At 49.5% G+C, this 24,326-nt stretch carries 35 protein-coding genes; 31 read left to right on the top strand and 4 right to left on the bottom strand.

From position 1 onward, the window contains the following. Window positions 1-30 precede the first annotated feature (30 nt). The 4 genes from H503_RS0104685 to H503_RS0104670 all read right to left on the bottom strand — a co-directional run bounded on the left by H503_RS0104685 (window position 31) and on the right by H503_RS0104670 (window position 2,909). A complete protein-coding gene (locus H503_RS0104685; protein ID WP_026385494.1) occupies window positions 31-1,098 on the bottom strand; it encodes a site-specific integrase in 1,068 nt (355 codons plus the stop codon). A 120-nt stretch (window positions 1,099-1,218) separates the two neighbouring features. After that, window positions 1,219-2,265, bottom strand: coding sequence for an exonuclease domain-containing protein (locus H503_RS12115; protein WP_051201283.1), 1,047 nt, complete (start codon window positions 2,263-2,265; stop codon window positions 1,219-1,221). A 9-nt stretch (window positions 2,266-2,274) separates the two neighbouring features. Further along, window positions 2,275-2,541: a M78 family metallopeptidase domain-containing protein gene (locus tag H503_RS11825; RefSeq protein ID WP_035195973.1), complete on the bottom strand. Its 267-nt coding sequence runs from the start codon at window positions 2,539-2,541 to the stop codon at window positions 2,275-2,277. Then, window positions 2,538-2,909 carry a helix-turn-helix domain-containing protein gene (locus H503_RS0104670; RefSeq protein ID WP_026385493.1) on the bottom strand — a complete coding sequence of 124 codons (372 nt, stop codon included), beginning with the start codon at window positions 2,907-2,909 and terminating at the stop codon, window positions 2,538-2,540. The genes H503_RS11825 and H503_RS0104670 overlap by 4 nt, the downstream gene beginning before the upstream one ends. Before the next feature lie 139 nt (window positions 2,910-3,048). On the opposite strand from H503_RS0104670, the gene H503_RS11820 reads away from it, so the two are divergent. The 31 genes from H503_RS11820 (at window position 3,049) to H503_RS0104510 (ending at window position 24,281) form a co-directional block, all read left to right on the top strand. After that, entirely contained in the window at window positions 3,049-3,270 is a 222-nt protein-coding gene (locus H503_RS11820; protein ID WP_035195971.1) for a helix-turn-helix domain-containing protein, read from the top strand. A 27-nt stretch (window positions 3,271-3,297) separates the two neighbouring features. Beyond that, entirely contained in the window at window positions 3,298-4,077 is a 780-nt protein-coding gene (locus H503_RS0104660; RefSeq protein WP_026385492.1) for a phage antirepressor, read from the top strand. Between the two features lie 5 nt (window positions 4,078-4,082). Beyond that, window positions 4,083-4,424 (top strand): helix-turn-helix domain-containing protein, encoded by a 342-nt coding sequence (locus tag H503_RS0104655; protein WP_026385491.1) that lies wholly within the window; start codon window positions 4,083-4,085, stop codon window positions 4,422-4,424. 4 nt (window positions 4,425-4,428) lie between these two features. Then, entirely contained in the window at window positions 4,429-4,722 is a 294-nt protein-coding gene (locus H503_RS0104650; RefSeq protein ID WP_026385490.1) for a LysM peptidoglycan-binding domain-containing protein, read from the top strand. Continuing rightward, complete coding sequence (locus H503_RS0104645; RefSeq protein ID WP_026385489.1) at window positions 4,722-4,916, top strand: hypothetical protein; 195 nt, start codon at window positions 4,722-4,724, stop codon at window positions 4,914-4,916. Before H503_RS0104650 ends, H503_RS0104645 begins: the two co-directional genes overlap by 1 nt. A gap of 75 nt (window positions 4,917-4,991) precedes the next feature. Next, window positions 4,992-5,144: a hypothetical protein gene (locus tag H503_RS12435; protein WP_016459819.1), complete on the top strand. Its 153-nt coding sequence runs from the start codon at window positions 4,992-4,994 to the stop codon at window positions 5,142-5,144. 115 nt (window positions 5,145-5,259) lie between these two features. Then, complete coding sequence (locus H503_RS0104635) at window positions 5,260-6,537, top strand: AAA family ATPase (protein ID WP_026385488.1); 1,278 nt, start codon at window positions 5,260-5,262, stop codon at window positions 6,535-6,537. Further along, complete coding sequence (locus H503_RS0104630; protein ID WP_035195969.1) at window positions 6,537-6,758, top strand: hypothetical protein; 222 nt, start codon at window positions 6,537-6,539, stop codon at window positions 6,756-6,758. Before H503_RS0104635 ends, H503_RS0104630 begins: the two co-directional genes overlap by 1 nt. After that, entirely contained in the window at window positions 6,751-7,851 is a 1,101-nt protein-coding gene (locus H503_RS0104625) for an ATP-binding protein (protein WP_026385486.1), read from the top strand. Before H503_RS0104630 ends, H503_RS0104625 begins: the two co-directional genes overlap by 8 nt. Before the next feature lie 12 nt (window positions 7,852-7,863). Next, entirely contained in the window at window positions 7,864-8,388 is a 525-nt protein-coding gene (locus H503_RS0104620; RefSeq protein WP_026385485.1) for a hypothetical protein, read from the top strand. Continuing rightward, window positions 8,389-9,996, top strand: a complete 1,608-nt coding sequence (locus H503_RS0104615; RefSeq protein ID WP_026385484.1) for a DEAD/DEAH box helicase — start codon at window positions 8,389-8,391, stop codon at window positions 9,994-9,996. Then, window positions 9,983-12,043, top strand: coding sequence for an AAA family ATPase (locus H503_RS0104610; RefSeq protein ID WP_026385483.1), 2,061 nt, complete (start codon window positions 9,983-9,985; stop codon window positions 12,041-12,043). The genes H503_RS0104615 and H503_RS0104610 overlap by 14 nt, the downstream gene beginning before the upstream one ends. A 203-nt stretch (window positions 12,044-12,246) precedes the next feature. Next, the gene (locus H503_RS0104605) at window positions 12,247-12,588 is read left to right on the top strand and encodes a hypothetical protein (RefSeq protein WP_026385482.1); all 342 of its coding nucleotides are present in this window, start codon (window positions 12,247-12,249) and stop codon (window positions 12,586-12,588) included. Between the two features lie 129 nt (window positions 12,589-12,717). Next, window positions 12,718-12,960, top strand: coding sequence for a hypothetical protein (locus H503_RS11815; RefSeq protein WP_051201282.1), 243 nt, complete (start codon window positions 12,718-12,720; stop codon window positions 12,958-12,960). After that, on the top strand, window positions 12,957-13,181 hold the full coding sequence (locus H503_RS0104590; protein ID WP_026385481.1) for a hypothetical protein: 225 nt from the start codon (window positions 12,957-12,959) through the stop codon (window positions 13,179-13,181). The genes H503_RS11815 and H503_RS0104590 overlap by 4 nt, the downstream gene beginning before the upstream one ends. Window positions 13,182-13,359: 178 nt before the next feature. Beyond that, the gene (locus H503_RS12545; RefSeq protein ID WP_211219243.1) at window positions 13,360-13,989 is read left to right on the top strand and encodes a DUF3310 domain-containing protein; all 630 of its coding nucleotides are present in this window, start codon (window positions 13,360-13,362) and stop codon (window positions 13,987-13,989) included. Window positions 13,990-14,005: 16 nt separating this feature from the next. Beyond that, window positions 14,006-14,539 (top strand): hypothetical protein, encoded by a 534-nt coding sequence (locus H503_RS11805; RefSeq protein ID WP_248604836.1) that lies wholly within the window; start codon window positions 14,006-14,008, stop codon window positions 14,537-14,539. A 235-nt stretch (window positions 14,540-14,774) separates the two neighbouring features. Further along, window positions 14,775-14,972 (top strand): hypothetical protein, encoded by a 198-nt coding sequence (locus H503_RS0104575; RefSeq protein WP_155877835.1) that lies wholly within the window; start codon window positions 14,775-14,777, stop codon window positions 14,970-14,972. 325 nt (window positions 14,973-15,297) lie between these two features. Continuing rightward, window positions 15,298-15,618 carry an HNH endonuclease gene (locus H503_RS0104570; RefSeq protein ID WP_026385479.1) on the top strand — a complete coding sequence of 107 codons (321 nt, stop codon included), beginning with the start codon at window positions 15,298-15,300 and terminating at the stop codon, window positions 15,616-15,618. Window positions 15,619-15,734: 116 nt separating this feature from the next. Beyond that, window positions 15,735-16,073 (top strand): hypothetical protein, encoded by a 339-nt coding sequence (locus tag H503_RS11800; protein WP_035195966.1) that lies wholly within the window; start codon window positions 15,735-15,737, stop codon window positions 16,071-16,073. A gap of 83 nt (window positions 16,074-16,156) precedes the next feature. After that, window positions 16,157-17,728 (top strand): terminase large subunit, encoded by a 1,572-nt coding sequence (locus H503_RS0104560; RefSeq protein WP_211219242.1) that lies wholly within the window; start codon window positions 16,157-16,159, stop codon window positions 17,726-17,728. Between the two features lie 15 nt (window positions 17,729-17,743). Continuing rightward, window positions 17,744-18,994, top strand: coding sequence for a phage portal protein (locus H503_RS0104555; protein ID WP_026385477.1), 1,251 nt, complete (start codon window positions 17,744-17,746; stop codon window positions 18,992-18,994). Then, the gene (locus tag H503_RS0104550) at window positions 18,960-19,532 is read left to right on the top strand and encodes an HK97 family phage prohead protease (protein WP_035195963.1); all 573 of its coding nucleotides are present in this window, start codon (window positions 18,960-18,962) and stop codon (window positions 19,530-19,532) included. The genes H503_RS0104555 and H503_RS0104550 overlap by 35 nt, the downstream gene beginning before the upstream one ends. A 29-nt stretch (window positions 19,533-19,561) precedes the next feature. Continuing rightward, window positions 19,562-20,737: a phage major capsid protein gene (locus H503_RS11795; RefSeq protein ID WP_051201280.1), complete on the top strand. Its 1,176-nt coding sequence runs from the start codon at window positions 19,562-19,564 to the stop codon at window positions 20,735-20,737. A 32-nt stretch (window positions 20,738-20,769) separates the two neighbouring features. Next, the gene (locus tag H503_RS0104540) at window positions 20,770-21,078 is read left to right on the top strand and encodes a head-tail connector protein (protein ID WP_026385475.1); all 309 of its coding nucleotides are present in this window, start codon (window positions 20,770-20,772) and stop codon (window positions 21,076-21,078) included. Then, window positions 21,075-21,440 (top strand): phage head closure protein, encoded by a 366-nt coding sequence (locus tag H503_RS11790; protein WP_051201279.1) that lies wholly within the window; start codon window positions 21,075-21,077, stop codon window positions 21,438-21,440. Before H503_RS0104540 ends, H503_RS11790 begins: the two co-directional genes overlap by 4 nt. 2 nt (window positions 21,441-21,442) lie before the next feature. Beyond that, the gene (locus H503_RS0104530; protein ID WP_035195961.1) at window positions 21,443-21,868 is read left to right on the top strand and encodes an HK97 gp10 family phage protein; all 426 of its coding nucleotides are present in this window, start codon (window positions 21,443-21,445) and stop codon (window positions 21,866-21,868) included. Further along, window positions 21,861-22,316 (top strand): phage tail terminator family protein, encoded by a 456-nt coding sequence (locus H503_RS0104525; RefSeq protein ID WP_026385473.1) that lies wholly within the window; start codon window positions 21,861-21,863, stop codon window positions 22,314-22,316. The genes H503_RS0104530 and H503_RS0104525 overlap by 8 nt, the downstream gene beginning before the upstream one ends. A 4-nt stretch (window positions 22,317-22,320) precedes the next feature. Then, window positions 22,321-23,403, top strand: a complete 1,083-nt coding sequence (locus H503_RS0104520) for a phage tail sheath subtilisin-like domain-containing protein (protein WP_026385472.1) — start codon at window positions 22,321-22,323, stop codon at window positions 23,401-23,403. Window positions 23,404-23,415: 12 nt separating this feature from the next. Continuing rightward, window positions 23,416-23,853 (top strand): phage tail tube protein, encoded by a 438-nt coding sequence (locus tag H503_RS0104515; protein WP_026385471.1) that lies wholly within the window; start codon window positions 23,416-23,418, stop codon window positions 23,851-23,853. Between the two features lie 11 nt (window positions 23,854-23,864). After that, on the top strand, window positions 23,865-24,281 hold the full coding sequence (locus H503_RS0104510) for a phage tail assembly chaperone (protein ID WP_026385470.1): 417 nt from the start codon (window positions 23,865-23,867) through the stop codon (window positions 24,279-24,281). Window positions 24,282-24,326: the final 45 nt, after the last annotated feature.

Here is a 24,326-nt window from a genome sequence, read left to right as displayed (position 1 = left end):
TGACGGCAGAAATACGGCAAAAATATTTTTTTAGAAAAGATTGGCCATTGCTTTGGTCGCAATCCGATTAATATCCTCAGTGTAATTTACATATACTCTCGATACGGTTTCGACCGAATCCCCCAAGATATGGGCAACAAGATTTATATCGCCAGTCTTGGAGAGTAGCAAGGTTGCAAAGGTGTGACGCAATGCATGGAGGGATCTTCCAGGGAAGTTTTTTCGTATGATCTCGTTAAGCCTGGAATGGACTGAGGGCATGTTGTCCAGGTTAAAAATAGTGCCGGTGATTGTCATTGGCATTTTATTTTGCCACTCTTTGAGCTCCTTTAGAAGGGAGGGAGAAGCTGGAATCGTGCGGTTACTTTTGCGCGTCTTGCACGTCGTGATTCCATAGGTCTTATCACTCACGAGATTGTATTGTTGTTTTATGGTGATAGTCTGACTAAACCAGTCAACGGCATCCCAAGGAAGCCCCGCGATTTCTCCAAACCTCATCCCCGTGTTTGCGCCAATGATCACGATAAGTTTAAACAGCGGCTTGTCATCCAACATATGGATTAGCTTAACTAGCTCCTCTTTTGAAAAGGCCCTAAGTACTGGAGGCTCTCTATCCCTTGGGATTTTGATTCCTTTAGCAGGATTGACTTTGATGATTTTATACGTCGCCCTGGCATGCTCTAGAACTGGCGTAATAAATCGCAATCGACTTTTCTTGGAGGACAGTTTTCCAGGCGTCTGCATTAAAGCGTTGGTGATATTTGCAATGGTCAGTTCTTTTATTGGCAAATCCGCCACGTCTCCAAGGCTGTTGATTCCGTCCGAGTAATTTCTTAAAGTATTGGCCGAAAGCAGCTCCTTTTTGTCTCTGTAGAAAATCCGATAAAAAACGCGCAAGGAAATATCCTTAAGACTTACGTCGTCCGTTAAACCTGTTTGCTCTTTGACCTGCGCCAGCAATTCGTCTTGATAGCGTCGTGCCTCTCTTTGATTCTTAAATCCTTGCTTCGTCTTTTGGCGCCATTTGGTGCCGACTTTGTAGGAGAGAATTAAGCAGACGCTGCCGTTTTTCTCACGATATGAAAAGGTATATTCCATAAAAATCAGCTCCTTTGCTGGCTTGAAAGGGGCTGGCTGTGGTAAAATAATACAGTAAGCCCCTTTGGTAGGTGGGTTACGCTTTTCCCTGCTGGTACCGCAAATACCAGCAGGGATTTTTTATTTATCTTCTCTGATTTTGTACTGATGCACATAATCAGCAGGAAGCGGTGGTGCAAGCTTCTTTTCTATGATGGTGGCAATAAGATCTTTTTTCAGACCCTTCGTGGGAAGCCCGGCGTCTGCCAGAATCTTTTGAAGGTCTGCCTTATGCAGCTTACTCAATTCAATCTCATTGGAAACATCTACAAGGCGGGCATATGTTCCCGGATTCACAAAGTCCCTAATGAAATCTTCTTTTGAGTAATTTTTTGGCTTTTCCTTGTATAAGGATTCGTAGGAAATCCCACCAGCGTAAGTCTTTGCCTCATACAAGACAGCCTTGACAAAAAGTTCCTCAGAAAACCGGTACAGAGATTTGATGATGGGCACTGTCCCTTTATCCATGGTATCCTGCATGATTTGGGCACATGCCTTGGCATCAGACAGGGATTCATGGTGATTCAAGTCGAGATTGAGATATTTACAGATGGTGTCCAGCTTGTAGTTTTCCAGATTCCTGTAGGTGTATCTGGCACTCTGCAGAGAGTCGGCAAAGAGAAGCGGTTTATCCAGGGTGATTCCTTCCGTCTTAGCGGTATAGATCAGACAGCCCATATCAAAGTTGGCGTTGTGTGCTACCAGGGGGAACCCTTTGATGAAATCGCGGAAGGTGGATTCATAGAATTCTTTGAAGGTGGGAGAATTCCGAACTTTTGACCAGGTGATTCCATGGACATAGGAATTCGTGAATTTTGCTTCCGGAGGCTTAATCAAAGAAGTGACAGAACCAGTGAACTGCCGGTTTTCAACTTTTACGGCGGAAATACTACAGATTGAATATGGCTGCGCATTGGCAGTTTCCACATCGAATGCCACAAAGCTGTCCATCGGGACCCTGTATTCATTTGTCACCGGCAGGCTTACCCTTGCAAACCCCCGGGTTTCAGGGAGCCGGAATCTGTCGAGCTCATTCGGCTTCATGGGAGATTCTGCAATCATCCTGTCCTTTGCTTTTTTATTTAAAATGACAACAACGAAAATAACAATGACAATTAATAATGCCATAATATCACCCTATTCCCCATCTTTGATGTAGATTTCTAAGTCTTCTGAAATCTGGAAGTTATTCGAGCTGGCATGACAGGCATTTTCAATGGAATCCACATCTTCTTCTTTAAACAAATCATCCCCTACGATGTGGTTGAGTTCGTGCTTCATGGCCAGTCTTTTCTTCTCATCGGATAAATTGTCATTGATGATGATTGTATAGGAGTCGTCCGGATTCTGCTGGACGACTGCCGGAACGCTGGGTGGCAGATCCTGATAGGTGACGATGATCATTGCGGCGAACCTTCCTTCTTTTTCAGGCCGTTGATGACGGTCATGACGACCTTGATGTCATCAGGAGACAGGTCTTTCGAGGCATCGAACAGGGTGCGCTGACCAGGATTATCTTTCAGTTCTTGTGCTAGTTTGGCGGTTTCTGGATCCAGGTAGTAAACGCTTCGAGAAGCCTTTCCCATTAGATAGTCTGTATCTACGTTAAAAAAGTCTGCAAGCTGCTCTAAAATCTCAAAGCTAGGTTTTCTGCTACCGACTTCATACATAGAGACTGTACTGGTAGATACTCCCAATTTTTCTGCTAACTCACTTTGTGTTAAACCAGCAGACTGTCTCATTTGCTTTAATCTATCTTTGAACTCAGGCATTTCTTCATCCCCTTTCGTTTCCACATCTTAATATTACACTTTTCGTGTAATAAATTCAAGGAGGATTTCACAGTACAGTGTTGACATATACACTTAAAGTGATATAATTACACTGAAAGTGAGAATGGAGGTGAGAAGTATGGTGTCTATTGACCGTAAAACTATTGGGAAAAAGCTCCGCGAGTTACGGGAACAGCGTGGAGAGTCCGTGAGTGATTTAGGCAAGAAAATAGGAGTCAGCGAGTCAACTATTTACATGTACGAGCAGGGCGAACGAATGCCCAGAGATGCCATAAAAGTACTGCTGATAAAGCACTTTGGCATATCGTCTGACTTTTTTTTGACTCAAAATCTCACTTAAAGTGATCAAAATGAGGAGCATTTTTAAATGAAAAAACTAGAAATTTTTCAAAATAAAAGTTTCGGCCGCATCAGAACACTGGCTATCAACAATGAGCCTTGGTTTGTTGGCAAGGACGTTGCTAAAATACTCGGGTATGCAAAGCCTGAAAATGCCATTGCAAACCATGTGGATGAAGAAGACAAAACCAGTACCCTGATTCAGGGGAGTGGTTCAAATTACAAAAGCAAAGCAATCATCATCAATGAATCAGGACTCTACAGCCTGGTTCTATCCAGTAAGTTGCCGTCAGCCAAAGAGTTCAAGCGGTGGATCACCCACGAAGTCATCCCCGCTATCCGGAAACACGGTGCCTATATGACCGAGGATACCCTTGAAAAGGCATTGACCAGCCCCGACTTCTTGATTCAGCTTGCAACTCAGCTGAAGGAAGAGAAAGAAAAGCGACTTGCTGCAGAAAAGCAAATTGAAATGGACCGACCGAAGACCATTTTCGCCGATGCGGTTTCAGCTAGTCATACTAGCATCCTTGTAGGCGAGATGGCGAAGATCCTCCGTGGCAATGGTGTTGAAATCGGGCAAAAGAGATTCTTCGACTGGTTAAGGGAGAACGGCTATCTGATTCGCCGCAAAGGGACGGATTACAATATGCCGACCCAGCGGGCCATGGAACTTGGACTCTTTGAGATCAAAGAGGGGTCCTATGTGAATGGATCAGGCGTCAACATCATCACCAAGACGCCGAAAATCACGGGGAAGGGGCAGCAGTATTTTGTCAATAAATTCCTGACCGATACAAGGAGGTAATCCCTATGAAAGCAGAATTTTCCCGCGGCACGGATCCTCCATCTCCTAAGCTGCCACCGCAGGTCATGACCGCTCAAGAGGCCGCCGAGGTCCTTAATGTATCGCTCTCCACCATCTACAACCTTAGGGACCGTGGCACACTGCCACAGCTTACCAAGCTCCCAGGCGTCCGCTTTGCTGCCAAGGATGTGATGGACATTGTAGGCGTCAATACTTACTTTTACACGCCGCAGCGCATGAAAGAGCTGCAGAGGGAGTTGGACCGTAAGGACGCCAGGATTAAGGCGCTGGAAGCGCTACTCCGAGGAGCGGCCTCGACAATCTTAGATGGACTAAAGGGAGGGTAAAAAAATGAGAACAAGAAAGAAGGCAGCCATCATCGCCACGGCACTTATTACTGCAGGAATCCTGACTGCAGGAGCCATTTGGAGAGAACGAATCAAACCCGAACCGACGGACTACCTGACATTTGAACACGTCGTTTACAGCGGCGACAGCTTGTGGAGTCTGTGCGAGCGATACAGCGGATACGAGGACATCCAAGACATTATCCAGCGGGTCCGCGAGGACAACGGCATCAAAAATCCAGGGGCACTGCAGCCAGGACAGAAAATCAAGGTCAGAGTCAGAAAGGGGAATCGGTGATGATTGATAAAAAACAGGCAATCAGCATTGCTGATAAATTGGCAGATTTTTGCCTCCATATGAATTGCGCGGAATGTCCTTTTGGTATCCCATATCCGGGCTTTAGCCCAGAGTGTGTGCTGAAAGATTACCCGCTAGGATGGGATGTTGACCAAGCGAGGAAAATCTACAGAAGGGTTGACTTGTCAAAATAGGCACTTTTTGACAAGAAATTAGTGAAATATCTTTAGAAATTTTGCTAAAAATTTCACAGAAATGAGGTGATTTCAATGAAAATCTCGAATAGTGAGGCATTGGCAGCGGCTGAAAACCTGATTAACTACTGCCTCAATACAAGATGCCCAGATTGCCCTTTTTCTAACGGCGACATTTGTGAGATTGGCGTGCCTGCAGAAGAATGGTACGCGGACGAGGAGGAATGAAAATTGAATCTTGAAAAAGGCCAAAAATAAAGCCCGCCAGCACGGCAATGCTGACAGGCAGTAAGGTGAATCTTTCCACAGGATTCACCTCCATTCTACCACAGGAGGAAAGAAAATGAAAATCAATACACTTGAACTTGAAAACGTCAAACGAATCAAGGCTGTCAGGTTGGAGCCAAGCCCCAATGGTCTTACCATCATTGGTGGAAAAAATGGACAAGGTAAGACTAGCGTCCTTGATGCCATCGCTTGGGGGCTTGGCGGCGACCGCTATAAACCGTCCGTCCCTGCAAGGGAAGGGGCCTTGGTGCCGCCTGCGATTCACATTGAGCTGGATAATGGCATTATTGTAGAGCGGAAGGGCAAAAACAGCGCTCTCAAGGTCATTGACAGTAATGGCAATAAGAGTGGTCAGTCCCTCCTCAAGGAGTTTATTAGTCAGTTGGCCTTGGACCTTCCAAGCTTTTTAAAGGCGACGGACAAGGAAAAAGCGGACACCTTGCTGCAGATCATTGGTGTAGGGGACCAGCTCCAGGCCATTGATGACGATATCCGCAGGATCTACTACCAACGCACAGAAGTTGGACGCATTAAAGAACGCAAGGAAAAGGCGGCTGCCGATATGCAGACCTTCCCAGGAGCCCCAGAAGAGCCTATCAGTGCCATGGAACTCATCCAACAGCAACAGGCTATCCTGGCAAGGAATGGGGAGAATCAAAAAAAACGGTTCCATCTCTCTGATCTTCAGCGCAAACAGACGGACCTTGCCAATCGCATCAACGCTCTTATGAGTGAACTGGAACAGACAAGAAGCCAAAAGGAAATCATTGACCGTGATGTTGAAACCGCAGGCAAGGACGTTGCTACTCTCCAGGACGAGTCCACGGAAGAGATCGAGAAAAACCTGCAGCAAGTTGAGATGATCAACGCCCAGATCCGGAAAAATGCGGAACACAAGAAGGCCGTCGAAGAAGCAAAACGGTATGGAAATGAATATGCAGAACTCACGGGGCAACTGGAAAGGCTCCGTGCTGACCGTCGTTCCCTACTTGATGGGGCCGACCTCCCGCTCCCTGGCCTTTCTGTGGAAGATGGCAAGCTCCTATACAAAGGACTTCCCTGGGATGGTATGAGCGCTAGCGAACAGCTTAAAGTGTCCACGGCTATCGTGAGGAAGCTCAATCCAAACTGCGGTTTCGTACTCATGGACAAACTCGAACAGATGGACACGGACACGCTCCAGGACTTTGGTGCCTGGCTTGAACGGGAAGGTCTACAGGTGATTGCCACCCGCGTTTCTACTGGCGATGAATGCAGCGTCATCATCGAAGATGGTATGGTCAAAGGCGAAGAGCCTGTCGTCAAACCAGCTTGGAAGGCAGGAACATTCTGATGGAAAGAGACTTGAAATTAAAATCTCTCATGATTGCACAAAAAAGGGCGTGGGAGGAACTGCAGGAAACGCAGTATCAAATGAAGGATCCCCTGCTTCGTCCGCATGAGGTTGAGTATATGAAAGGCATCCTTGCTCACAAAGAAAAAGATTATCAGCGTGCAAATGATGAGCTTAGGGCCTACATGAATCAGAAAAAAGGAGGAACCTCACATGCTTAATATCAGCAAAGGAATCGTTTTGAGACCGCAAAAGGTCGTTGTCTATGGTCCTGAAGGGATTGGAAAATCGACATTTGCAAGTCATTTCCCGGACCCTCTTTTCCTTGACATCGAGGATAGCACCAGCCAGCTCGACGTCAAGCGCATTCCAGACATCAATTCCTGGGCCATGCTCCATGGCATTATCGAAGAAATCGCGAAGGAAAAGCCATGCAAGACTCTGGTCATTGATACGGTGGACTGGGCAGAAAAGCTCTGCATTCAGTATGTTTGCGCCCAAGCTAAGAAAAGCTCCATCGAGGACTTTGCTTATGGAAGTGGCTATACAAAGCTTATGGAAGCTTTTGCCCGCTTTCTGGAAGCCTTAAATGAAGTGACGAGAGCAGGCATCAACGTGGTCCTTAATGCTCATGCTCAGATCCGAAAGTTTGAGCAGCCGGATGAGATGGGAGCCTATGATCGGTGGGAACTGAAGCTCAACAGCAAGACAACGAACAAGACGGCAGCCATCGTAAAGGAATGGGCAGATGCCCTCCTTTTTGCCAACTATAAGACCATCATCATGACAGACCAGACGACCAATAAAAAGAAAGGCGTTGGCGGGAAGCGGGTTATGTATACGCAACACGCCAGCACTTGGGACGCCAAAAACCGATGGTGCCTGCCGCCAGAAGTGCCCTTCGAATATGCAAGCATTGCGCCTTATATCCCAGACCTTGGGGAACCGCCTGTGGTTATTGATTCTCCGCAAGGCAGTGTTCCTCTGCCGCCTGATCCTTCTCCCGAAGAAGAAGCTTTCTGGGATATCCAGGATAATCCTGCTGAAGCAGAATCGCCTGTTCCGCAACCGAAAGTTATCACCACAGCTGCTCAAGTTGCTGCAGCAGATCCAAAGCAAGCTGTCATCAAGCAGGTATTTGACCTTTTAAAAACGGAAGGCATGACAGAAACAGATGTTCGCCGCGCCGTTGCTGCGCGGGGCTACTACCCGGAAGAAACCAGTATCATGGACTATGACATCGAATTTTTGAAAGGCGTCATCCTTGGTGCCTGGCCGCAGCTTAAATCGTTTATTGTTGCTAATAAAATTTAGGAGGAAATGAAAATGAGTTTTGAAAATATGGGAACCGTGGTTGAAGATAAGGTATTTGGTTGGGAAGACGAAATCACCGCTGAAGGCGGGAACAAAAGTTACACCCTCCTTGAAGAAGGGGATTACCCCTTCGTTATCAAAGAAGTGGAGCGGTCCATGTATGAACCGAAGAACCCAAACAGCAAGATCCCGCCCTGCCCAAAGGCCATCATCCATTTGATGGTCATCCCCAATGATCCCGCAGCGACGGAGCCAGTGGAAGTGACCACAAATCTCTTCCTTCACAGCAGCCAGGAATGGAAGCTTGCTACCTTCTTCCTTTCCATTGGTGTTAAAAAGAAGCATGAACCACTCCATATGCGCTGGAACCTCCAAGGCCTTGAAGGCTGGTGCCACATGGCGCCGCGCGAATTTAATGACAAGACCTACAACAACGTGGCATACTTCATCGAACCTGACAAAGCCCCTAAAAGGGACCCGCATATGCCTGCTCCAAAGCCTGTGAATGGAGCTAGCTTTACACCTGGGGCCTTCTAAGTGGAACTCAGGCCGTATCAAAAGCAAGCGATTGAGGCCATTGAACAAGACTGGGAGCGTGGACACAGGCGCACGCTCCTTGTTCTTCCTACGGGATGCGGCAAGACCATCGTTTTTGCAAACGTGGCCAAAAGAGCCGTGGCCCGTGGCAAAAAGGTCCTCATCCTTGCCCACCGGGATGAGCTATTGACTCAAGCCCAGGATAAGATCCTAAAAGCAACGGGCCTTATGACAAGCAAAGAAAAGGCAAGCGAAACTTCCCTGGACAGCTTTTTTCGGATCACTGTCGGCAGCGTCCAGACCATGCAGCGGGAAAAACGCTTAAACCGCTTTCCCGCTGATACCTTCCAGACCATCATTGTAGACGAAGCCCACCACGCCCTTGCGAATGGCTACCAGACGGTTTTAAATCACTTCCCTAATGCGGAAGTCCTAGGCGTCACGGCAACGCCTGAGAGGCAAAATGTGGCGTGCCTGGGCGAGTATTTTGACAACATCGCTTATGAATATTCCCTCCCGCAAGCCATCAAGGAAGGATATCTGTCACCTATCAAGGCCCTTACAGTGCCACTCAATATCGATCTTGGGGGCGTCAAGATGGCAAACGGGGACTACGCAGCAGGTGATTTGGGGGATGCCCTGTCACCATATCTTGAAGCCATTGCCACCGAAATGGAGCAATATTGCAAGAATCGGAAGACCGTTGTTTTCCTGCCGCTTGTGGCAACGAGCAAGGCTTTCCGGGATATCCTGAACCGCCATGGATTTAAGGCGGCAGAAGTCAATGGAAACAGTGCAGACCGTGCCGAAGTCCTTGATGCCTATGAACGCGGGGAATACAACGTGCTCTGCAACGCCATGCTCCTCACGGAAGGATGGGACTGTCCCGCAGTGGATTGTGTTGTCGTCCTTCGTCCAACAAAGATACGCAGCCTTTACCAGCAAATGGTGGGGCGGGGGAGCAGACTTGCGCCAGGGAAAAAGGATTTACTCCTCTTGGATTTTTTATGGCTTACTGAGCGTCATAACCTCTGCAGGCCAGCATCTCTCGTTTGCAAGGACGAAAAGGTTGCAGAAAAGATGACAAAGCGCCTTGAAGACAGCGCTGGGATGGCCCTTGATATTGAAGAAGCTGCAGATGAAGCAGAAAGGGATGCTGTAGCTGAGCGGGAAGCTAGTCTAGCCAAGGAGCTCAAGGCCATGCGTGAACGCAAACGTAAGCTGGTGGACCCAATTCAATATTTCTTTTCCATCGAAGCAGGGGATCTTGCTGGATACGAACCGACATTCATGTGGGAAAAGGGCCCTGCGACGCAAAAGCAGCTGCAATACCTTGAAGCCCACGGAATCGCACCGGACACGGTAGAAAATGCAGGCCTTGCAACGCAGCTTATTGAACGGCTCAAGATGCGCCAACAGAATGGCCTTTCAACGCCAAAGCAGATCCGTTTTCTGGAACGCAAAGGCTTTTCTCATGTTGGGACTTGGAGCTTTTCCGCGGCAAGCAGCATGATTGGCCGTATCGCGGAAAATGATTGGCGCATCCCGTCTGGCATCATCCCCGCTGCCTACAATCCTCAAGAAGGAATGAATCATGAAGCAATTTGACCTTTTAGGCGTGCTCAATTTTATTGATCCAACTTCCTGCTCTTACCAGGAATGGCTGCAGGTAGGGATGGCCCTCCAGAAAGAAGGCTATCCTCTTAGTGCGTGGGACAACTGGAGCGCCCTTGACAGTGTCCGTTACCACTCCGGTGAATGCAGCAAGAAATGGGAGGGCTTTCGCGGCTCTCCCAATCCCGTAACGGGAGCCACCATCACCATGATGGCAAAGGAGAGAGGATGGAAGCCAAAGGAGCGGGAAGCAGGGCGCGCCCTTTCGTGGGATGATGAAATTCGTCAAGATCCATCAAGCGGGATCATCATCAATCCGAAACTCCTTGAAGGTGAGGCATTTAGGGAGCCACAGGGGGACTGGAAACCGGTACAGGAAATCATCACCTTTCTCCGTACACTCTTCGATGCTTCAGACCATGTCGGCTACGTCAACGAAAGTATGCGTAAGGATGACACGGACAAATTCATTCCCGCCAATAGTGGTTATACGAGCAGGACAAGCGGCACGCTCATCACGCAGCTTGAAAAGTGCAACGGCGACATTGGCGCTGTCTTTGGAGATTATAACCCGCAGGCGGGGATGTGGATCCGCATCAATGCCCTGGATGGACACGGCGTCAAAAACGAAAATGTGACCGCCTTTAAATACGCCCTGGTCGAATGCGACGACCTTTCCCTGGCTAAGCAGAACGAGGCTATCAGAAAACTGCAGCTGCCGGTGGCAACCCTGACCTACAGCGGCGCAAAAAGCATTCATGCCATTGTGAAGGTCGATGCAGCTAATGCGGAAGAATATCGGCAGCGTATTGATTTTCTGTACAAAATCTGCGAAAAGAACGGCCTTACCATCGACACGGCCAATAAGAATCCATCTAGGCTTTCCCGGCTTCCTGGCGTCAAACGAGGCGGCAAGAAACAGTTCCTTATTGGCACAAACCTTGGAAAGGAATCCTGGGACGAGTGGCGGGAATGGATCGAGAATACCAATGACGACATGCCCTTCATCAAGAATCTTGGAGAGGCAAAAGACAAGGGGCTTCCACCCAAAGCAGACGAACTCATCCACGGGGTTTTGAGGCAGGGACACAAGATGCTCATTGCAGGACCTTCAAAGGCCGGAAAGAGCTTTGCCCTCATCGAGCTAGCCATGGCCATCGCATCGGGTACGACGTGGCTGGGACATTTTCCTTGTGAAAAAGGAAAGGTCCTCTACGTCAACCTTGAGATTGATGAGCCATCCTGCTTTGACCGCTTTGACGTTGTGGGGAAGGCCCTTGGCATTGGTCACGAGGCTGATTATAACGTTGAAATTTGGAACCTGCGCGGGAAAAGTGTCCCGATGGACAAGCTAGCGCCCAAAATCATTGCCAGGGCGCAGGAATCGGATTACATAGCCATCATCATTGACCCCATTTATAAAGTCATTACAGGGGACGAAAACAGCGCTGACCAGATGGCCCATTTTTGCAACCAATTTGACAAAATTTGCACGGAACTCGGCTGTGCTGTCATTTACTGCCACCATCACAGCAAGGGCGGTCAAGGGCTCAAGAAGTCCATGGACCGCGCCAGCGGGTCCGGCGTTTTCGCCCGTGATCCGGACGCCATGCTGGACATGATCCAGCTCAAGGTGAAGGACCAGGACCCGGACGATATTGCGACGGCTTGGCGCATCTCAGGGACGCTAAGAGAGTTTCCGTCCTTTCCTCCAGTCAATGTTTTCTTTCGCTATCCCGTCCATGTGGCTGATGACGCGGGCATGCTCAAGGACGCCATGGAAGAGGGCAGCCTGGCTGATGTCTATCACAAGGGTAGGGAACAGTCGAACAAGGCGAAGAAGGAAGAAGCCGCCAAGAATGTTGACAGTGTGGAAATCGCTTTTGAAGCGTATGCGAACGAGGCGGGGAAAGCGAAACTGTCGGATATGGCAAGGTATTTTTCTAAGTCTGAACGAACCGTGAAAAATTATATAAACCAAAATGGTGGGTTCAAAGTTAAAAATGGGCTCGTTGAAAGAATTAGCGATTTAGAGTGCTAAAGAATTTGGAAATACAGTTATATATATAGTGTTTCCATTACTGCATATGTCAGGAAGTAGGGGGTAAATGTGTGGGACTACGTTTCCCACACACATTTCCCCTCTCCCTACTTCTTCAGACATATGGACAGTGGTTCTGAATTGAATTTTAAAAGTTTAAAAGTCAAAACAGAAGTTAAAAACTAGGAAATGAAGGTGCAGCAATGACAAATGGAAATAGAAAGGGCAAAAAGGGAGAGCTGGAAGTCGCTAGGCTCTGCAGGGCGGAAGGCTATGAGGCTCATCGCTCCGCGCAGTTCTGTGGCAATAGTCCCGAAGGCACTGCCGATGTGGTTGGGATGCCCGGTATCCATATCGAGGTTAAGCGTGTGGAGCACCTCAACATTGACGATGCCCTTGACCAGGCAAGACGGGATGCAGCAAAGACCACGGGAAATATTCCAACGGTATTTCACCGAAAAAATAAGACAGGGTGGAAGGTTACGATGGATGCCGAAGACTGGTTCAAACTTTATCGTGAATGGGAGGCGGGAAGGAAGCCATGAATCAATGCTGGAAATGGATGCCCATAATAGCTGCAGCAGCCGTTGCGCTGCTGGTCCTATGGTTTATCATTATGGACTTTCTGGTCCTTTTCCTTTTGTTTGGCGGAAAATGAAGGAGGCGCTGTCATAATGGAACAGGGAATCAGGATCCCCGGCGTGAGCCGTCAGGAGCTGAAGCGTATCAAGGCTATGAGCCTGCCAGCGTTCCGCCTCTGGCTGCTTGAGTATAGCAGCCAGATCTATAACCTGGGCATCAGTGATTGCCGGGATGCCCTGAGGGCGGAATTCGGGTTCGGGGACGTCCGGCTTAAGAGGGTGACTGACCATATTGCAAAGGTTATGGCTGAATTTGCAAAGGAGGAAAATAAATGAATGATACCCTTCTGGAACTCAAAGTCAATCTTCAAAACATTAGCAATGCATTGGGGACTGCGGAAGCAGAGTTTGCCTATCTGTCCATGAAAATTAATCCAACGGCCACCAGGAGCCAGGAACATGACGTGCTAATCCAGGCACTGGACCGGATCAGCAAGCTGCGGGAAAGGTTGAAAAATGAGGAGAATGTCATCTCAAGGGAGTTGAGCTGCTTATGAGTGAAAACCCTTACAAGCTGAGCTATGTGGGTACTTTCCACCAGTGTGCCAACTGCCAATTGACCTACTTCGAAGGTACTACAGGCAAATGGCCCTGGAGGATTTACTACATGCGCCAGGTAAAAAGATTCTGCACCTACCGGTGCATGCGGGATTTTATGAGGAGGAATCATATTCGATGAACACTGAACAGGAACGCTGTGTGAAATGTGACTACTGTGACCTTGAAGATTTCTTCTGGGACGGCAAGAGGCTCTGCGTCCTCTATCGCTGTCGGATTTATCGGGACACCATCCAGAAGGCTGCGGCCAAATGTCCCTACCATCTCAAGATGAAAAAGCCTATGGGAGATTTAATCCGGCACCCGGACCAATACACTTTCAGGGGCAGGGAAGCCATCGAGGCTGTCCGAATCATGGACGGGGAAGCCGAAAGTAAAGATGGCTATCTGATGAGAGCCATCATAAAATTGCTCTACCGCTATCCTCGAAGGAACAGAACACATGACCTGGACCTGGCGATTGAGTGCATTAAAATGTTACGGGAAGAATATACCGACCCCCCGAAAAAACGGGAAGGGGATATGATCAAGCACCCGGATCACTATACCTTTCGTGGAGTGGAAGCCATCGAAGTGGTGAAAATCATGACGTCTACGGCCACCGGTGTGGAGGCTTACCTACTGGGATGCGCGGTCAAATACCTGTACCGCTATCCCCGTAAAAACGGGAAGCAGGATTTGGACAAAGCCATCCAGTGTATCAAGATGCTGCGAGAATATCTGTACGGCAAAGAAGACAAAAAATAGGAGGTGCATCCCCAGGATGGTGCAGGAGAAATATCGAAAGAGAATCAAATATGCCCTGGAATGCAGCTATGAACTGCAAGCCAATCTGGAGATCCTCAAGGAAGAAATCATCCAGGATACGGCTGCACTCCATACTATCCCGGGACCGAAAACAACCAGATATGGCCCTGACAGCGAAAATGGCGGGGGTTCCAAGGCCAGCCCGGAAGAATCCTTCTGCCTGCGCCAGGAAGAACTGGAAACCCGGCTGGAAGCCAAAAAGAAAAAGTTCTATGACCAAAAGCTGCTGATGGAACGGGTGGACAAAGGCCTCCAACGGATGCCGGGAGACTATGCCAGGATTCTTCGATGGAAGAGCGGATACAAGACCCGCCGGCTGACCTGGGTACAGATCGCCAACCGGCTGGGAGAAGAGGACACCAGCTACTGTCGGCGACAGTACAGCAGGGCCCTGGACATCCTAACGGGAATTGTTTACGGGGCAGAGGCTTCTCCTATCCAGGGAGTACTGGAGCTGGATACCAGCGAGGAACAGGGTGAAATTCTCTAGGCACACATTTCGACAGAAATCGACAGAAATGCCGCTTTTAACATGGTACAATAGTAGTGTGAAAGTTTGGGGGGCAGCAGACTTGAAATCTGCCGAGCTCCTGCACTTCCTACTCAATGCCTCCTGAGATCCACAACCTAGGAGGAAAGGGGCCTGGCATGGGCCCCTTCTTCATATGCTTATTGAAGACGTCCGTCAGGGCGTCTTTTTTATTTCCTTGACGGGAGAGATGGACATGATGGACAAAGTGAAAGCAGAGCAATGGCTGACAGCCAAATGCTCCGGAAAACGGATTGGCATCCTGCTGGATATGAGTGAAGCTATAGCCAGATATCCATTGGTTGATGATGAACTGAGGAAACAATACGAGAAACTGCAAACTCTCATCCTGGAAATCATTGAAGCTGAAGGTAAGAAGATAGGGAAGATTTGATGACTGCTTTGGCAACGGTGGAGACAACATCCAGGGCGGCGAATTGGCTATGAAGAGAGCCAGACTTATCTGCTCCACAAAAAAGGACTCAATGTCTTTGATAGGATTTTTGATGAGAGAGAAAAAGTGCGTAGTGAATCGTAGGAGTCTCTCGTGATATCATGTAAGCTGTAAGAAGTGAGAGACAAAACGACCCTCGTCCCTGCTTCGCATGATGTTCACCTCCTTTCTAAAGATTTAAGCAACGTACCGGAAACGGCCCCCGCAAATGCGAGGGCTTTTTTCGTGGAGGGATTTTTTAGAAAGGATTTTTTGGGAAAAGAAAATGGCAAGAGATTTTGCAAAACGGTTTTATGATTCAAAAGCGTGGAAGGATTTAGCCAGGCTGATTCGAGAAAAGAAACATTTTATCTGCGATAAATGCGGAAGACCTGGAGCACATCAGGTGCACCACATCATTGAGCTGACTCCGGACAACATCAACAACCCGAGCATCAGCCTCAACCCGAGGAACCTGATGCTGCTTTGCAACGACTGCCACAACAAGCTGCACCATCGCTTCGAGCAGGGAGCCAGCAGCAGAAGCTACAGCTACGACAGCGAGGGGCATGTGGTGGCTGTTCGGGAAAAGGAGCGGCGGCGCTGACCCACCCCCCCGGGGTAGCTTTTTCGGCGGGAGCAAAACGACCCGCCCCCCACTCTTGCGTGCGATACAGGCGGTTTCCAGAAGGGGTGTAATCAATGTGAAAGGAGGCGAAATGGATGGCGGACGAAAAAACAAGGCGAGGAGCCCAAACCAGGTACATTAACCAGCTGAAGAAAATTTTCAGTGGCTCCCCGAGACAAGCAGAAGCACTACTCCTCATCAAAAGAGCAGCGTTCTTCATGGCATCCCTGGATGAATTGGAGCACATCATCCAGAAAGAAGGGTATGTTGACGTATACAAAAACGGAAGGAATCAATCCGGCACGATGGCATCGGCATCACTCAAGGCATACAAGCTATCCATGGATGGACTCCTGGCCACGCTGAAGAAGCTGGAAGATATCGCTCCGAACCAGGAAGGAGCAGATGAACTGAAAGCTTTCCTGAACAAATGACATCAGCCATCGAAGAATATAACAATGTGCTCCAATCGGGACAAATCAAATCCTGTAAAAAGTTAAAAGCAGTCTATCAACATTTGACAAAGAACATCCAGCATCCTGGGAAATTCCATTTTGACAAAAAGGCAGCTGACAGAGCTGTGACATTCATCGAGACTTTCTGCTGCATTCCAAAGATGAGGGGAACCCCTCGATTCAAGTTGGAGCTCTGGCAAAAAGCCCTGGTGGAAGCCACTTTCGGCTTCGTCAATGATCAGAACATCCGGCAGTACAGAGAGGTTTTTCTTTTTATCGGTCGAAAGAACGCAAAATCCATTCTGGGTGCAGCTATGGCCCTTTATCTTTTACTGGCTGACGGCGAAGATGGACCGGAAATCTATACGGCAGCAACTGACAGGTCTCAGGCAAAGGTTGTCTGGGAATACGCCATTTCAATGATCAATCATGACGCCAGCTTAAAAAAATACCTCCGGCCAAAGGTCAACCTGATCGAATGCAAGGAAAACGGCGGGAAATTCGTCCCGCTGTCAAAGAACTCCGGCTCCCTAGATGGGTTGAACGTCTCCGGAATGTTCCTGGATGAACTTCATGCCATCAAGGACCGGAACATGTACGATGTCCTGAAAGGCGGCACCTACGCACGGAGCCAGCCCTTGACTGTAATCATGTCAACAGGCGGCTATTACGAAAGGGACAGCCTTTTCGACACAAAGTACAGCGAATACATGAGTATCATCGACGGCTACAGCACCGGCAGATATGTCGACGAGTCAACCCTTCCGATCATCTACGAGCTGGATTCCAAAGAAGAAGTCGTGGATCCGTCCAACTGGATAAAGGCCAACCCGAACCTGGGCGTCAGCAAGAATCCAGAGCAGCTGGAACGGGAATTTAACCGTGCAACCCTGGATGAAAAAACCATGCGTGACCTGCTGGTGAAGCAGTTCAACTTCAGGGAGAACGCCCGGGATACATTCTTCAACCTGGAAGATGTGGAAAACAAAGAGACATTCAACCTGGACGATCTCTCAGGGATGTATTTCTTTGGCGGCGTCGACTTGTCCGAGACCACTGACCTCACATGTGCGACCGCTGCCTTCCCTGTGAATGATCCGGAGACGGATGAACCCAAGCTGATGGTTCATCAGATGTATTGGATCCCCGAAGATACCCTTCAGGAGCATATCGAAAAGGATAAAGTGCCCTACGACGTTTGGATCCGCAACGGATGGGTGAGAACCTGCCCAGGGAATGTTATTGACCAAAAAGAAGTCGTCAACTGGTTCCAGGAACTTCAGGCAGAGCACAATGTATACGCCTATAAAATAGGCTACGATGCCTACAACGCCCAGTACTTGACCAAAGACCTGGAAGAAAACTTCGGGAAGGATCTAACAGAAAAAGTCCAGCAGAACTTCAAGGGCCTTTCGTCCCAGATGTACCTTTCCAAAGCCTGGTTCAAAAAGCGGAAAATCGTGTACAACTACAACCCGGTGCTCCTGTGGTGCTTGCTCAATACAGAAGCGGTTACGGACACCCAGGGCAACGTAAAACCTTATAAAAACAGAAACTTGAGGAAACGCATCGACGGCTACAGCAGCTTTCTGGATGCGTTTTGTGTTTATCTTGACCACAAGGACGAAATCTAGGAAGGAGGTGAGACTATGAAAGGAATCCTGAGAAGCGCTTTCGACACTGTATTCGGAGGCACCAAAGAGCCAAAGACCACCACGCAGTTCCAGATGATCAACGGCTGGAGCAACGTCTTCGTGCCCATGGAAGACTACTCCAAAGATATCCTGATCAAGACCTGCATCGACCGTGTGGCCACTCATGTGGCAAAGCTGCATCCGAACCATGTAGTGATGAAAAAGGGAAAGAAGCAACCGGCGAAAAACAGCCAGTTTCAAACTCTGCTGGCCCTTTCCCCGAACCCGTACATGAACGCCTACAGCTTCCTCTACAACCTGGCGACGAAGGCAATCGCCAACAAAAACGCCTTTGCCTACATCAAGAGAGACCGGCAGCGGAATGTTATCAGCCTGTGGCCCATGGAATATCAGAGCTGCGAAGCCCGGGAAGACGACCATGGGAACCTCTACATCATGTTCCGCTATGGCGGGACTCATTCCACACGGACCATCCCGTACACGGACCTGATCCATCTTCGGAATATGTTTCAGCAGGGCGAAATTTTTGCCGATACAGACGATAACCTGGCCACCCACATGGCCATGCTGACAAAGCTGGAACAGAGCTTCGACAACGTTGTGGAAAATTCTGGGAGAATCCGTGGCATTGCTAAAATCGCCGGTCAGGCAGGGACGGAAGCCTGGAAAAGCAAGGCAAAGATGCTCAACGAGAATCTGAAGGACCCTGCCCAGGGCGGCATGGTGGTCACTGACGGGACCATGGAATTCACACCGGTGGACAGTGAACCGAAGGCGGCCGATACGGCCCAGCTTGAATTCGTTCGGGACAACATCTATCGCTATTTTGGCGTGTCTAAACCAATCGCAGAAGGAGTCTATGATGAAACGTCCTGGAGCGCATTCTTCGAATCCGTCATCGAACCGTTTTCCATCCAGATGAGCCAGGAGTTCACACGGAAGCTCTTCACTCCGGATGAAATTGCCGCTGGGAATGAAATCGTGTTCGACGCCAATCGGCTCACTTATGCGGATACCGCAACGAAAGTCGAGCTGATCAGACAACTCAGGCCACTTGGCATCCTGACCACCAACCAGAGCCTGGAAATCATGAATCTGCCGCCCATCGCTGACGGAGACGACCGTGTCCAGACACTGAACGTGGCGAACACGGACATCGTGAGCCAATATCAGATGAGCCAGGCAGATTCCCAGAAGGGAGGTGAGAAGGATGAACAAGGACCAACTGATGATCAGGCAGATTGACGTCAAGCCGTCTGACGAAGACATGGTCATCGAAGGCTATGCTGCCGTCTACGACTCTCCTACAGTTCTATGGACCGATGATGACGGGACAGAGTACAAAGAAGTCATTGAAAGAGGAGCTTTTGCCGCAGCAGACCTGTCCAATGTTGTGCTGAGGTACAACCACAGCCCGGAAGGCATGGTCCTGGCAAGGACCACAAACGGCACGCTGCAGGTGACTCCGGACCAGAACGGCTTGAAAATCCGGGCAAAACTGGCACCTACAACTGCCGGGAAGGACCTGTATGCCCTGATCAAAAGAGGCGACGTCAACAAAATGAGCTTCGGGGGATATTCCCAGGATGTGGACTATGATCTGGACAACCACATGCGGCACATCAAGACCATGCGGAACCTTTTTGACGTCTCTGCCGTTGACTTTCCTGCCTATGAGGCGACCTCCCTAGCGGCCGTCCAGCGAAGCTTCCAACTAGCTAGAGAAAAAGAAGAAAACCTGATTAAAGAGCGACTGCGGATCCAGATTGCAGCGCTTTTTTAATGCCTGAAAAAAGAAAGAGGGAATGCTTAATGACTATCACTGAAATCATCCAGAAGAAAACTGAACTGCTGGAACGCTCCAAGACGGCCACTGTGGAACAGCTGAAGAACATCCAGAAGGAAATGGAAGGCCTGAATGTTGAGCTGAAGAAGGCCCAGGAAGATCAGCAGGCAGAACTGCTGAGAAACAGCATCGCAAGTCAGATGGACAACGGTGCTTATGCTGGGAACATCCTGGCTGATGTTGGCGCTCCGAAAAAGGCACCTGTTGTGAATGCGAAAACCTTCGCCAGCACGCCTGAATATCGTCAGGCCTTTATGGACTATGTACTGGAAGGAAAGATGGATCCCATGTTCCGGGCTGTTGCGACTACCGCAAATAACGGCGCTGTGATCCCCGTTCCCGTGCTGAACGAAATCGTGGAAAAGATGATGAAATACGGGAACATCCTGCCTCTGGTTCGCCACCTGAACTATCCTGCTGGCATGACCGTTCCCACCTCCACCCTGGAAGCTACTGCTAAATGGATGACCGAAGGCGGTTCCATCGCTCCGGATGGAAAGAAGACCCAGTCCATTGCATTTGCTGGCTATCAGCTGGCTGCAGCTGTCGGCCTGACCTTCCAGGCTCAAATCAAGAGCATGGCCATTTTCGAACAGGCCCTGGTCCAGGATGTATCTAAAGCGATGACTCTGGCTCTGGAAGAAGCCATCATTTCCGGCGACGGCACTGGCAAGCCTACTGGCATCATCAAAGCTACTCCTGCTGCGAAATTGACCACCAAAGCTCCGGATTACAAATTCCTGATCAGCATTCTGAAGGCTATTCCTTCCGCATACAAGAGCGGTTCCGTCCTGGTAATGAACGAGTCCACTTTCCTTGACTTTACTGGGATTACTGATACTGCTGGCCAGCCCATCGCCCATGTGAACTATGGCATTGACGGAGCTCCTGCTGCACGGATCCTAGGAAAACCGGTTGTCTTCACCGACTTCCTGCCGTCCCTGGATACCGCCGAAGCCGGGAACACTGTTGCCTTTGCCTTTGATATGAGCAAATACATCCTGAATGTAGCTTATGCCATGGACCTTGTGTCCTACGTCGACAACGCCACCAGAAACCGCATTTATCAGAGCATTGGCCTGTATGACGGCAAAGTTGTTGACGCTAACGGCCTGGTGCTGATCAACAAGGCGGGGGCCTAACCCTCTCCCGCCTCTTTTGAGGAGGGAAGAGAATGGAACTCAAAGATTTCAAAAACTATCTCCATGTCGACTCTGATCTGACGGACGATGACTCTCTCATCCAATCCCTGATGAGCTCTGCGAAAGAATACATCGTGAACAGTACAGGGAAGGAATGGACGGAAAGCACAGACGCCCCTCTAATGCTGACCTGTGCAAAGCTTCTGGTGTCGCACTGGTATTCCGACCGGACGCTGGTGTCCAAATCCAACGTCCAGGAATACAACCACAGCATCACGAGTATGCTGCACCTGATTGAAATGTCTGATGCATACCCCGAAAAGGCGGTGAGGACGGAATGATCTGCAATCCTGGGCTACTGAACCGAAAGGTGACCATCTATCGGCCCATGGTAACAGCAGGGACCGACCTGGACCTTCAGACGGATAGAGTGCTGTACTCCAACGTTTCTGCCTGGATCGCTCCTACTCGGGGCATTCAGTACAAGGAGGATGGGACCGACCGGAACGACGCCACCGTCAAGATTGTGATCCGCTATCGCAAGGGCATCACGGACGGATGCTGGGTGGGATACAAAGATCATCACTACCTGGTTACCTATATTTCTGACCCGGACATGCAGCATGAATCCCTGGAGCTGATGTGCGTGGAACGGCTTCGTGGGGATCCTCCGGAATCTGTCCAGGACGGATGGGAGCCCTGACCATGGCTGATTTTACGATCAAGGGCATAGAAGAACTAAACACCGACATCCTGGAAGCCGCTCAGCATTACCCGAAAGAGGTTGAAAAGCACCTCAAAAAGACCGGTGACGTGCTAAAAAAGAAAGCCATCGAGAAAACCCCGGATTCCGGGACCGATCACAAGCGAAAGCTCAGCAAGTCCTGGAAATCGGAAATCGAGGGCATGACTATTGACAGCCTGGAATATCAGCTACGGAACACAGCGCCCCACTATCACCTGGTGGAACGGGGACACAAGCTGGTCACCCGGAAGGGAAGAACCATCGGTTTCGTCCAGGGAAGGCACTTTTTTGAAAAGGCATGCGACGAATTCAATTCATCCGATGAAGTCGGACAAGAGATGGAGAGGTTTATGGAAGAAATTCAAAGGAAGATTGATCATGATTGACGACACAGATATCCTGAAGGCCGTCAGAGCTCAGCTGAAGGCGGCGTGGCCGGACGTGGACGTGAACCTGGACGATGTCCAGAGGTCCTTCCGGCTGCCGTGCTTCTTCCTTCGTTTTTTCGAGCTTGACAGCCCTCAAATGGTGTACAGCAGGAGCTTGAAAAGGTCCTGCACTCTACACATTGATTACTTTACCCAAAAGAACCGGAACTCTGCTATCGAGCTGTACAAGGTGCGGAAGCGGCTCCGGGAACTCTTCACATTCGGTCTCCAGGTTGGCGACAGGGTTTTCAACTTCGACGGCATTTCGACGGAAACGAACGGGAAAGACGCAGATATTCTCTCTGCGACTCTCAGTTTTTCCTTCTACGACGTCATCGATGGCAAAGAAGAAGATCCCCCGACCATTGGGAATATCGAACAAGATATTGAACTTTTAAAGGAGTGAGAAAATGGCTCAAAAAGCACCTAGCGTCATCGTGACGTTTAAAGAACGGGGCATCACGGCCATCCAGCGCAGTCAGCGTGGCATCCTGGCCATGATTCTGACCGAAACCCAACCGCTGGAGCCGCTGACCATCTACTCTGTTGACGATATCCCGGAATCCGGGCTGTCTGCCGACAACGTAGAACAGATCCAGCTGGCTCTCAAAGGTTACCAGACCAGCCCCAGAAAGATTCTTGTTTATACCGTCAAAGACACCACCTACACCGACATTCTGAAAACCCTGGAAAATGTCCGTTTTGATTGGCTGGTAATTCCTGGAATTTCCGCTGAAAATGCTGAAACCGTGGCATCCTGGATTAAATCCATGCGCACCGTTAAGGACAAGGCCGTGAAGGCCGTCCTGCCCAATGAAGCAGCCGACTTCGAAGGCGTGGTGAACTTCACCAATACTAGCCTTCAGACGAAGAGCAAGACCTATACCGCTGCCCAGTACTGTTCCAGAGTAGCGGGCATCATTTGCGGTACTCCGATGACCATCTCCTGCACGTATGCCCCGGCTCCTGAGCTGATCGCCTGCGACAGCTACACCAGCGATGAACGGGATGAAAAGGTGGGCAATGGAGAACTGTTCTTCTTTAATGACGGGGAAAAGATTAAGATCTGCAAGGGCGTCAACTCCTACGTGAGTACCGTCCAGGGCAAGCTGAACAGCTACCAGAAAATCAAGCTGGTTGATCTGATGGATATGATCCACGACGACATCAAGCAGACCGGGCACGACAGCTACATCGGAAAATACGCCAATAGTTATGACAACCGGTGCCTGCTGGTGACCGCCATCAACGGTTATTTCCACGAGCTGGAAAAAGAAGGACTCCTGGAAGTCGGCCAGAACCTGGCGGAAATCGACATTGAAGCCACGAAGAACTGGTTGGAAGCCAAAGGGAAATACACCCGTGACGAACTGGAAAGCATGACCGATCTGGCCATCAAGAAGGCAAACATTGGTGAAAATGTGTTCATTAAATCCACTATCTCCATGCTGGATGCCATCGAACACATCGAAGTAGCTAACGTGATTCAGTAAGGAGGGATATAGATGCACGAGGTTGATACTCAGCGAGTCGTTTATGGCTCCTATGGGCAGCTCTGGCTGGATGGCGATGAAATCGCCGAAGTCATGTCTTGTAAAGCTACCCTGACCGCCCAGAAGACGGCCATCAAGCGCAGCCGTCACCTGGTTGACGGATACAAGACCACTGGCTACGAAGCCAAAGGCAGCATCAAGCTGCACAAAGTCAGCTCCTACCTGATTAAAAAGCTGGCCCCGGCAATCAAGGAAGGGAAGCAAGTAAAATTCACGCTGATCAGCAAGCTGGACGACCCCAATGCCCTGGGCGCTGAACGGATTGCCCTGTACGGCGTGATGTTTGATGCCGTCGACCTGATCAACTGGGAATTGGGCAAGGTAGGCGAGGAAGATCAGAACTTCACTTTCGAGGATTTCGACCTGCTTGACCTGATTGACGAAGAATAAGGAGAAAAAGCATGAGCGTACTCGCACTGCTGCTTAATGCAGACCCAAAGAAAATTGAAGAAAAGGCGACTAAAAAGATGGAAATCCCCAGGCTCTCTGCAGCCCTGGGGGCTCCTTTTGAATTGGAACTGCAACCAATCGACCCGGAACTGTACTCCGAGATCCAGGAAAGTGCTGTAAACCTGGACAAAAAAGGCGGCCTGAAGAGCATCGACACCTATGCCCTGTCTGTTCGGACCTGCGTCGAAGGCATCAAGGACCCGTCGATGAAAGACAAGGGATTGATGAAGAAATTCGGAGCGGCCTCTCCTAATGACCTTGTAAAAAAGCTGTTCCTGGCTGGCGAAATCAGTGATATTTCCCAGGAAATCAGCAAGGTCAACGGATACACGAGCCAGGACGAAACGGATGAAATAGTAAAAAACTGATAGAGACGGACGGGGAAGTTGAGCGCATGTACTTCCTCTTCCGGT

Origin of the sequence: Acidaminococcus intestini DSM 21505, assembly GCF_000425045.1 — a bacterium.
Taxonomy (GTDB): Bacteria; Bacillota; Negativicutes; order Acidaminococcales; family Acidaminococcaceae; genus Acidaminococcus; species Acidaminococcus intestini.
The sequence above is the reverse complement of the archived record's forward strand: the minus strand, read 5'-3'. Positions and strand labels throughout refer to the sequence as shown.

Bases quoted from the DNA above. Each gene is read 5' to 3' on its own strand.
- H503_RS0104520 (WP_026385472.1), top strand. From the start codon at position 22,321: ATGGCTCAAAAAGCACCTAGCGTCATCGTGACGTTTAAAGAACGGGGC.
- H503_RS0104570 (WP_026385479.1), top strand. From the start codon at position 15,298: ATGGCAAGAGATTTTGCAAAACGGTTTTATGATTCAAAAGCGTGGAAG.
- H503_RS0104530 (WP_035195961.1), top strand. From the start codon at position 21,443: ATGGCTGATTTTACGATCAAGGGCATAGAAGAACTAAACACCGACATC.
- H503_RS0104670 (WP_026385493.1), bottom strand. From the start codon at position 2,909: ATGCCTGAGTTCAAAGATAGATTAAAGCAAATGAGACAGTCTGCTGGT.
- H503_RS12545 (WP_211219243.1), top strand. From the start codon at position 13,360: ATGAACACTGAACAGGAACGCTGTGTGAAATGTGACTACTGTGACCTT.
- H503_RS11790 (WP_051201279.1), top strand. From the start codon at position 21,075: ATGATCTGCAATCCTGGGCTACTGAACCGAAAGGTGACCATCTATCGG.
- H503_RS0104605 (WP_026385482.1), top strand. From the start codon at position 12,247: ATGACAAATGGAAATAGAAAGGGCAAAAAGGGAGAGCTGGAAGTCGCT.
- H503_RS11815 (WP_051201282.1), top strand. From the start codon at position 12,718: ATGGAACAGGGAATCAGGATCCCCGGCGTGAGCCGTCAGGAGCTGAAG.
- H503_RS0104660 (WP_026385492.1), top strand. From the start codon at position 3,298: ATGAAAAAACTAGAAATTTTTCAAAATAAAAGTTTCGGCCGCATCAGA.
- H503_RS0104630 (WP_035195969.1), top strand. From the start codon at position 6,537: ATGGAAAGAGACTTGAAATTAAAATCTCTCATGATTGCACAAAAAAGG.
- H503_RS0104515 (WP_026385471.1), top strand. From the start codon at position 23,416: ATGCACGAGGTTGATACTCAGCGAGTCGTTTATGGCTCCTATGGGCAG.
- H503_RS12435 (WP_016459819.1), top strand. From the start codon at position 4,992: ATGAAAATCTCGAATAGTGAGGCATTGGCAGCGGCTGAAAACCTGATT.
- H503_RS11825 (WP_035195973.1), bottom strand. From the start codon at position 2,541: ATGATCATCGTCACCTATCAGGATCTGCCACCCAGCGTTCCGGCAGTC.
- H503_RS0104590 (WP_026385481.1), top strand. From the start codon at position 12,957: ATGAATGATACCCTTCTGGAACTCAAAGTCAATCTTCAAAACATTAGC.
- H503_RS0104620 (WP_026385485.1), top strand. From the start codon at position 7,864: ATGAGTTTTGAAAATATGGGAACCGTGGTTGAAGATAAGGTATTTGGT.
- H503_RS0104525 (WP_026385473.1), top strand. From the start codon at position 21,861: ATGATTGACGACACAGATATCCTGAAGGCCGTCAGAGCTCAGCTGAAG.
- H503_RS0104510 (WP_026385470.1), top strand. From the start codon at position 23,865: ATGAGCGTACTCGCACTGCTGCTTAATGCAGACCCAAAGAAAATTGAA.
- H503_RS0104650 (WP_026385490.1), top strand. From the start codon at position 4,429: ATGAGAACAAGAAAGAAGGCAGCCATCATCGCCACGGCACTTATTACT.
- H503_RS0104540 (WP_026385475.1), top strand. From the start codon at position 20,770: ATGGAACTCAAAGATTTCAAAAACTATCTCCATGTCGACTCTGATCTG.
- H503_RS0104550 (WP_035195963.1), top strand. From the start codon at position 18,960: ATGAACAAGGACCAACTGATGATCAGGCAGATTGACGTCAAGCCGTCT.
- H503_RS0104555 (WP_026385477.1), top strand. From the start codon at position 17,744: ATGAAAGGAATCCTGAGAAGCGCTTTCGACACTGTATTCGGAGGCACC.
- H503_RS11805 (WP_248604836.1), top strand. From the start codon at position 14,006: ATGGTGCAGGAGAAATATCGAAAGAGAATCAAATATGCCCTGGAATGC.
- H503_RS0104645 (WP_026385489.1), top strand. From the start codon at position 4,722: ATGATTGATAAAAAACAGGCAATCAGCATTGCTGATAAATTGGCAGAT.
- H503_RS0104625 (WP_026385486.1), top strand. From the start codon at position 6,751: ATGCTTAATATCAGCAAAGGAATCGTTTTGAGACCGCAAAAGGTCGTT.
- H503_RS0104635 (WP_026385488.1), top strand. From the start codon at position 5,260: ATGAAAATCAATACACTTGAACTTGAAAACGTCAAACGAATCAAGGCT.
- H503_RS11795 (WP_051201280.1), top strand. From the start codon at position 19,562: ATGACTATCACTGAAATCATCCAGAAGAAAACTGAACTGCTGGAACGC.
- H503_RS0104575 (WP_155877835.1), top strand. From the start codon at position 14,775: ATGATGGACAAAGTGAAAGCAGAGCAATGGCTGACAGCCAAATGCTCC.
- H503_RS11800 (WP_035195966.1), top strand. From the start codon at position 15,735: ATGGCGGACGAAAAAACAAGGCGAGGAGCCCAAACCAGGTACATTAAC.
- H503_RS12115 (WP_051201283.1), bottom strand. From the start codon at position 2,265: ATGGCATTATTAATTGTCATTGTTATTTTCGTTGTTGTCATTTTAAAT.
- H503_RS11820 (WP_035195971.1), top strand. From the start codon at position 3,049: ATGGTGTCTATTGACCGTAAAACTATTGGGAAAAAGCTCCGCGAGTTA.
- H503_RS0104610 (WP_026385483.1), top strand. From the start codon at position 9,983: ATGAAGCAATTTGACCTTTTAGGCGTGCTCAATTTTATTGATCCAACT.
- H503_RS0104655 (WP_026385491.1), top strand. From the start codon at position 4,083: ATGAAAGCAGAATTTTCCCGCGGCACGGATCCTCCATCTCCTAAGCTG.
- H503_RS0104685 (WP_026385494.1), bottom strand. From the start codon at position 1,098: ATGGAATATACCTTTTCATATCGTGAGAAAAACGGCAGCGTCTGCTTA.